The sequence below is a fragment of the Mycobacterium sp. E1747 genome, assembly GCF_001667775.1.
GTDB lineage: Bacteria > Actinomycetota > Actinomycetes > Mycobacteriales > Mycobacteriaceae > Mycobacterium.
On record NZ_LZJI01000212.1, the window covers coordinates 1 to 7738 of the forward strand.

Consider the following 7738-nt stretch of genomic DNA (forward strand, 5'->3'; position numbering starts at 1 on the left):
TGGCGCTGTCGGCCGGGCTGGGGCCGGCCGCCCGCTACCGGCGGTGGCTGGCGGCGCTGCGCGGTCAGGCCAGGCTGTCGTCCGCGTCGGCCCACACCATGACCAGGCCCAGGTCGCTCAGTGGCGCGAACACCGCACTGCGGGTGCCGATCACCAGCCTGGCCTGACCGCGCAGCGCCGCCAGCCACCGCCGGTAGCGGGCGGCCGGCCCCAGCCCGGCCGACAGCGCCACCACGCCGCTCTCGTCGATGCGCGCGGTCGCGGCCCGCAACAGCGAGTCCAGGTCGCGCTGGTCGGGCACGATCGCCAGCACCGCCCGGCCGGCGCGGATCGTCTGCGCGGCGGCCTCGGCGAATCGGTCCGTCCAGGACTCCCCCGGCAGGGCCTGCCAGACGGCCCGCGCGGCCCGTGACTCGGCCAGGGCGTCCAGGAACTGGGCGCCCCGCCCATAGACCGCCCACGCCGACGGGTCGACGGGCGCGGGCGGCGACGGCCGCACCACCGCCGCCGGTTCGCGCTCCACCCGGGCGTGCCGGGCCGGCACCGCCAGGCGCAGGACGTCCGGCCGGGTCCCGGCGTAGCGCGCGGCGACCGCGTCGACCAACCGACGGATCTCGGGGGTCAGCACCGGTTCGGCGGAGACGACACGGTCCAGGTAGCCGAGCTTGCCCTGATGGTCGGTGTCGTTGCGGCGTTCCAGCACGAACGCGTCGACCAGCCGGCCGTGAAACCGCACCCGCACCCGCACCCCCGGCTGGGCGTCGTCGGACTGCTCGGCCGACACCAGGTAATCGAACTCGCGGTCCAGGTGCGGCACCGAGAGCATCGGCAGCACCCGGGCGATGGGCTCGACCTGAACGGGGGTGCGCGCGGCGCCGCTCAAGGCGCTCTCATGGCCCGGCTCGTGCTCAATCCCCGTACCGTCCGGGTCAGCTTTCGGCCGGTTCCGGGCTGCCGGCGTCGGCCGGCGTCTCACGACCGAAGAAGAACCCCGCCGTCATCAGGATCAGCGCCGCGGCGTACGACCACCAGATCGGCACGGCCAGCGCGTCGTTGCCCAAGATGAAGCGGCCGACGGCGATCAGTGAATCGGATGCCGCGAAGCACACCGCCCCCACCGCCGTCCAGATCGTCGGCAGCTTCGCCACCAGGGCGGCGCACACCATCGCGGTCAGCACCAGGATGTAGGCCGTCACCGGGAGCGTCAGCTTGCCCAGGTGCGGCCAGAACCAGGCCAGCAGCGCGACGGTGGCCAGGCCCATGGCGACCACGGCGGCGACGCGCCATCCCGACGGGCGCCTGGCGGCCAGGGGCAGCAGCGCGCCCAGAAAACACAAGTGCGCCAACAGGAATGCGCCCAGCCCCACGACAAACGACTGGGTCCACCACGGGATCGCCAGCGCCCAGTCACCGATGGCCGACAACAGCAGCGCCGGCATCAGCCACCGGCGCTCACGGACGACGGCGTGGCCCGCCGCGGCGGCGGTCAGCAACAACGCCATCGACGCCTTGAACGACGGCTGCGCCACCCAGTGCCCGGTCAGTTCGGCCCCGGGCTCCGAACCCAATGCCAAGACCGTCAGGTACACGCCGTAGCCGAGGGCCGCCCAACCGGCCAGCACCCAGCCACCGAACACCAGTCGAGGTGCGTACGGTACGTCCATGCCCAGCTTGGACAACACAGCCGACGAAAAGCCCGCTATCGACCCCATCCTGCAGAAGGTACTGGATGCGGTTCCGTTCCGGCTATCCACCGAGGAGGGCGTCGACGCGGCGCGACAGCGGTTCCGCGACCTGCCCCGCCGGCCCCTGCACCCCGAGTTGCGCGTCGAGGACCGAGCCATCCCCGGCCCCGGAGGGCCGATCGACGTCCGGATCTATTGGCCCCCAATCGAATCCGAGAGCGCCGCGGCGCCCGTCGTGCTGTATTTTCACGGCGGCGGGTTCGTGGTCGGCGATCTCGACAGCTACGACGGCACCGCCCGCCAGCACGCGGTCGGCGCCGACGCCATCGTGGTCTCCGTCGACTACCGGTTGGCGCCGGAGCACCCCTACCCCGCCGCGATCGAAGACGCTTGGGCCGCAACGCTTTGGGCCGCCGCACACGCCCCGGAGCTGGGCGGTGACCCAAACCGGATGGGCGTGGCCGGGGACTCGGCCGGCGGCACGATCAGCGCGGTGATGGCACATCGGGCGCGTGACCACGGCGCACCGGCCATCGCGTTCCAGCTGTTGTGGTACCCGTCGACGATGTGGGACGCCTCGCTGCCGTCCTTCACCGAGAACGCCGGCGCACCGATCCTCGACGTCAAAGCCGTCGCGGAGTTCTCGCGTTGGTACGCGGGCGACGTCGACCTGTCCGCCCCGCCGCCGGGCATGGCGCCCGGGCGGGCTCGCGACGTGTCCAACCTGCCGCCCGCCTACATCGCCGTCGCAGGTTACGACCCGCTTCGCGACGACGGGATCCGTTACGGCGAACGGCTGGCGGCTGCCGGCGTGACCGTCGAGGTGCACAACGCCCAGACCCTGGTACACGGCTACCTCGGCTACGGCGGCGTGGTGCCCGCGGCCACCGCGGCGATGGAACGCGGGCTGACGGCCCTGCGAACGGGGCTGCGCCGGTGAAGCCGGAGCGTACGGTGAATCCATGGCGGAGCCAACCTTCGTTCGACCGGGGACCGACCGGGCCAACTTCGCCCTGGTGATCCCCGCGGCCTGTGCCGCCACCGACCGCGGGCTGGCCGCGCTGAAAAAAGCGCTACACCCCTAGACGGTCATGATGAGCAGCACTCCCGATTACCACACGCTGATCGTCGGCGCCGGCTTCTCCGGGATCGGCGCCGCCATCAAGCTCGACGACGCCGGATTGTCGGACTACCTCGTCGTCGAGACGGGCGACGGGGTCGGCGGGACTTGGCATTGGAACACCTATCCCGGCATCGCCGTGGACATCCCGTCGTTCTCCTACCAGTTCTCCTTCGAGCAGAGCCCGGACTGGTCGCGCACCTACGCGCGGGGCCGCGAACTCAAGGCCTACGCCGAACGCTGCGTCGACAAATACGGCATCGGGTCCCGAATCCGATTGAACACCAAGGTGCAGTCCGCCGAGTTCGACGACGAGCAGTCCCTGTGGCGGGTGCAGACCGACCCGGGGGGCACGGTCACCGCCCGCTTCCTGATCAGCGCCTGCGGCGTCCTGACCGTCCCCAACCTGCCCGACATCCACGGCGTGGACGGTTTCGGCGGCGTCACCATGCACACCGCGCGGTGGGATCACGGTCAGGACCTGAGCGGCAAGCGCGTCGCGATCATCGGCACCGGCGCCTCGGCCGTCCAAGTCATCCCCGAGATCGCGCCGATCGTCAAGCAGCTCACCGTTTTTCAGCGCACGCCCATCTGGTGCTTCCCCAAGCTGGACGTCGCGTTGCCGGCGCCGGCCCGGTGGTTGATGCGGGTTCCCGGAGGCAAGGTCGTGCAGCGACTGCTCAGTCAGGCCTTCGTCGAAGTCACCTTCCCGATCTCCGCGCACTACTTCACGGTGGTGCCGCTGGCCAAACGGATGGAGTCGGCCGGGCTGGCCTACCTCCGCAAACAGGTGCACGATCCGACGGTGCGCGACCAGCTCACCCCGCGCTATGCGGTCGGGTGTAAGCGCCCCGGGTTCCACAACGAGTACCTGGCCACCTTCAACCGCGGCAACGTGCGGCTGGTCACCGAGCCGATCGACAAGGTCACGCCCACGGCGGTGGCCACCACCGACGGTGCAGCCCACGAGATAGACGTGCTGATCCTGGCCACCGGTTTCAAGGTGATGGATCCCGACGACGTCCCGACGTTCGCGGTCACCGGCAGCGGCGGCAAGTCGTTGAGCCGGTTCTGGGCCGAGCGCCGGCTGCAGGCCTACGAGGGCGTCAGCGTGCCCGATTTCCCCAACCTGTTCACTGTGTTCGGGCCGTACGGGTACGTGGGCTCGTCGTATTTTGCGCTGATCGAGACGCAGACGCATCACGTCGTGCGGTGCCTGAAAAGGGCGCGGCGCGAGGGCGCCACGCGCGTGGAGGTCACCGGGGAGGCCAACGACCGGTACTTCGCCGAGATGCTGCGCCGGCGGCATCGGCAAGTTTTCTGGCAGGACAGCTGCCGGCTGGCCAACAGCTACTACTTCGACAAGAACGGTGACGTGCCACTGCGCCCCACCACCACGGTGGAGGCCTACTGGCGCAGCCGGCGCTTCGATCTCAACGACTACCGATTCACCGGGTAGTGGCGCCTGCCGGCCGCGCGGGAAACCTGGTGCGTGTTGTCACCGCGCGACGCTAGGCTGCAACCCGTGGCCAAGGAATTTCCGCGTCTCGACGAGTCGCTCACCGAGTTCATCAACGATCAGGCCATGTTCTTCGTCGCCACCGCGCCGTCCGAGGGTGGCCGAATCAACCTCTCCCCCAAGGGGTATCGAGACACCTTCGCGGTGCTCGACGACCACACCGTGGCCTACCTGGACCTGTTCGGCAGCGGTGTGGAAACGATCGCTCACTTGCGGGACAACGGCCGGATCACCATCATGTTCTGCTCGTTCACCCGCAACTCGCGCATCCTGCGGCTGTTCGGCACGGGACGGGTCGTCCGTCCCGACGACGCCGAGTTCGGCGAACTCGTCGGCCATTTCGGGACCCCGCACGCGGGGGTGCGCGCCGTCATCGTGGTCGACCTCGAGCGAATCGCCGACGCGTGCGGGTTCGCGGTGCCGTACTACGAACTCGTCGACGAACGGCCGGTGCTCGACGACTACCACGGCAAGGCGCCCGATGAGGCGTACGTTCGCCTCGTCGGGCGCAACCGGCGAAGCATCGATGGATTGCCGGCGTTAGACGCCGACCACCCGCTGCCTAGATCGCGCGCTTGAGCTCGTCGACCTTGTCCAGCCGCTCCCACGGCAGGTCGACGTCGGTGCGGCCGAAGTGCCCGTACGCGGCGGTCTGCGCGTAGATCGGGCGCAGCAGGTCCAGGTCGCGCACGATCGCGCCGGGACGCAGGTCGAACACCTCGGGCACGATCTTCTCGATCTTGACCGGGTCGACCGTCGCGGTACCGAAGGTCTCGATGAACAACCCGACCGGGGCGGCTTTCCCGATCGCGTAGGCCACCTGCACCTCGACCCGCTCGGCCAGCCCGGCGGCGACGATGTTCTTGGCCACCCAGCGCATCGCGTACGCCGCGGAGCGATCCACCTTCGACGGGTCCTTGCCGGAGAAGGCGCCGCCGCCGTGGCGAGCCCAGCCGCCGTAGGTGTCGACGATGATCTTGCGGCCGGTCAGCCCGGCGTCGCCCATCGGGCCGCCGACGACGAACTTGCCGGTCGGGTTGATCAGCACGCGCGTCCCCGACGAGTCGAGGGTGTCGTGCGCCAGTTCGGCGAGCACGGCCTTGATCACGTGCTCCCGCAGGTCGGGATCCAGCGTCTTTTCCAGGTCGATGTCGGCCGCGTGCTGCGTGGAGATCACCACGGTGTCCAGACGGACCGGGACGTCGTCCTCGTAGGCGATGGTGACCTGGGTCTTGCCGTCCGGGCGCAGGTATCCCAGCGTGCCGTTCTTGCGCACCTCGGTCAGCTTGCGCGACAGCCGGTGGGCCAGCGCGATGGGCAGCGGCATCAGCTCGGGGGTGTCGGCGATCGCGTAGCCGAACATCAGGCCCTGGTCGCCGGCGCCCTGGGAGTCCAGCGGGTCCGCGGCGCCCTCGACGCGCGCCTCGTGGGCGGTGTCGACTCCTTGGGCGATGTCGGGCGACTGGGCGCCGATGCCGATGTTCACCCCACACGACGCCCCGTCGAAGCCCTTGTCCGAGGAGTCGTAACCGATGTCGAGGATGCGCGCGCGCACCGTGTTGGTGATGTCGGCGAACGCCTCTTTCGCCGTCGTCGTCACCTCCCCGACGACGTGCACCTGACCGGTGGTGACCAGCGTCTCGACCGCGACACGTGAGCGGGGGTCCTGCGCCAGCAGGGCGTCGAGGACCGAGTCGCTGATCGCGTCACAGATCTTGTCGGGATGTCCCTCAGTCACCGACTCACTGGTAAACAGGCGACCCTTTTCGCTCACAATCGAATCCTTCCGAATAGTTAGTTAACCGAATTATATCGGCTGGCATCGGGCCGGCCGGCACCTGGCCCCGCGCCACAGCAAAACCGAAACCGTCTTACCCGCCGCCGTGCAGGAACGCGGTGATCGCGTCCACGATACGACTGGCCATCAGCGTCTTCGAGCCGTGTTGCAGGGCGGACTCGGTGCCGTCGGAGGCCAGCAGCCAGCCGTCGTTGCTGTCCACCTCGAACGCCCTGCCGTCGCCCACCGCGTTGACCACCAACAGGTCGCAGCCCTTGCGGCGCAGCTTGGCACGGGCGTGGAACAGCACATCGCCGTTGGCGTCGCCCGTTTCGGCGGCGAACCCGACGATGGCCCGCATGTTGGGCAACTCACCATTGGCGCGCGCCCGGACCGCGCCGGCCAGCACGTCGTCGTTGCGGACCAGCTCGATCGTCGGTGGCCGTTCCTGATCATTGGAGCCCTTTTTGATCTTGGCGGCGGAAACCTGCGCGGGACGGAAGTCCGCGACGGCCGCCGCCATCACCAGCACGTCGGCCGCGGGCGCGTGCTTGGCCACCGCGTCGCCGAGTTGCTCGGCCGAGCTGACGTGAATCACCTCGACGCCGGCCGGGTCGATCAGGCCGGCGGTGTGCCCGGCGATCAGCGTGACCTCGGCGCCGCGCTGGGCGGCGACGCGAGCCACCGCGTAGCCCTGCTTGCCGGAGCTCCGGTTACCGATGAAGCGCACGGGGTCGATCGGTTCGCGGGTTCCGCCGGCGGTCACCAGCAGCTTGCAGCCGGCCAGGTCGTACGGGAGCGCGTCGTGGCGCTCCAGCAGCAGCTGGGCCAGCGTGGTGATCTCCTCAGCCTCGGGAAGCCGACCGGAGCCGCTGTCGGAGCCCGTGAGCCGCCCAAACGCCGGTTCCAGCACCACCGCCCCGCGGCGACGCAGGGTAGCCACGTTGTCCACGGTGGCCGGGTGCAACCACATCTCGGTGTGCATGGCCGGCGCGAACAGCACCGGGCACCGCGCGGTGAGCAGGGTGGCGGTCAGCAGGTCGTCGGCGCGGCCGTGCACCGCGCGGGCGAGCAGGTCCGCGGTGGCCGGCGCCACCACGACCAGGTCGGCCTGCTGGCCGAGCTGGACGTGCGGGACCTCGGGGACGTTCTCGAAGATGCCGGTGTGCACCGGCTGGCCGGAGAGCGCCTCGAACGTGGCGGCCCCGACGAACCGCAGCGCGGATTCGGTGGGGACGACGCGGACCAGATGGCCGGCCTCGGAGAGCTGACGAACGACCGTGCACGCCTTATAAGCGGCGATGCCACCGGAGACGCCGACGACAACCCTTCTTCGGTCCACAGCGCGCCGGCCTGTTACTCGCCCTCGGTGTGCTCGAGCAGGTCGGCGTGGATCTCGCGCAGCGCGATCGACAGCGGCTTTTCCTGAAGCCCCGGCTCGACCAGCGGCCCGACGTATTCGAGGATGCCCTCGCCGAGCTGGTTGTAGTAGTCGTTGATCTGACGGGCCCGCTTGGCGGCGTAGATCACCAGGGCGTACTTGCTCGACACGCGGTCCAGCAGCTCGTCGATGGGCGGGTTGGTGATGCCCAGCGGGGTGTCGTAGGCGCCCTGCCCGCCAGCCGATGGGTCGAACC

At 69.9% G+C, this 7738-nt stretch carries 8 protein-coding genes and 1 pseudogene; 4 read left to right on the forward strand and 5 right to left on the reverse strand.

Features of this window, described 5'->3' with window-relative positions; translation table 11 throughout:
• Nucleotides 1-67: 67 nt before the first annotated feature.
• Together A5695_RS22735 and A5695_RS22740 are read right to left on the reverse strand one after the other, a co-directional pair.
• Nucleotides 68-883: pseudogene (locus A5695_RS22735) on the reverse strand (primosome assembly protein PriA); the annotation flags it as partial.
• A 46-nt stretch (nt 884-929) separates the two neighbouring features.
• Entirely contained in the window at nt 930-1664 is a 735-nt protein-coding gene (locus A5695_RS22740) for a lysoplasmalogenase (RefSeq protein ID WP_068087612.1), read from the reverse strand.
• Here A5695_RS22740 and A5695_RS22745 point away from each other — a divergent pair.
• The 4 genes from A5695_RS22745 (at nt 1663) to A5695_RS22755 (ending at nt 4903) form a co-directional block, all read left to right on the forward strand.
• Entirely contained in the window at nt 1663-2625 is a 963-nt protein-coding gene (locus A5695_RS22745; protein ID WP_068087615.1) for an alpha/beta hydrolase, read from the forward strand. The genes A5695_RS22740 and A5695_RS22745 overlap by 2 nt on opposite strands.
• Before the next feature lie 22 nt (nt 2626-2647).
• On the forward strand, nt 2648-2770 hold the full coding sequence (locus tag A5695_RS29870; protein ID WP_369830229.1) for a hypothetical protein: 123 nt from the start codon (nt 2648-2650) through the stop codon (nt 2768-2770).
• Nucleotides 2771-2779: 9 nt separating this feature from the next.
• Nucleotides 2780-4264 (forward strand): NAD(P)/FAD-dependent oxidoreductase, encoded by a 1485-nt coding sequence (locus A5695_RS22750; protein ID WP_068087626.1) that lies wholly within the window; start codon nt 2780-2782, stop codon nt 4262-4264.
• A 66-nt stretch (nt 4265-4330) separates the two neighbouring features.
• Nucleotides 4331-4903 (forward strand): pyridoxamine 5'-phosphate oxidase family protein, encoded by a 573-nt coding sequence (locus A5695_RS22755; RefSeq protein WP_068087618.1) that lies wholly within the window; start codon nt 4331-4333, stop codon nt 4901-4903.
• Here the strand turns inward: A5695_RS22755 and metK are convergent.
• From metK to rpoZ, 3 genes are all read right to left on the reverse strand, one after another.
• A complete protein-coding gene (metK, locus tag A5695_RS22760) occupies nt 4887-6098 on the reverse strand; it encodes a methionine adenosyltransferase (protein WP_068087621.1) in 1212 nt (403 codons plus the stop codon). The genes A5695_RS22755 and metK overlap by 17 nt on opposite strands.
• A gap of 97 nt (nt 6099-6195) precedes the next feature.
• Nucleotides 6196-7443, reverse strand: a complete 1248-nt coding sequence (gene coaBC / locus A5695_RS22765; protein WP_068087623.1) for a bifunctional phosphopantothenoylcysteine decarboxylase/phosphopantothenate--cysteine ligase CoaBC — start codon at nt 7441-7443, stop codon at nt 6196-6198.
• 14 nt (nt 7444-7457) lie between these two features.
• Nucleotides 7458-7738, reverse strand: a 281-nt coding sequence (gene rpoZ, locus A5695_RS22770; RefSeq protein ID WP_067275905.1) for a DNA-directed RNA polymerase subunit omega, incomplete at its 5' end; no start/stop codon positions are given.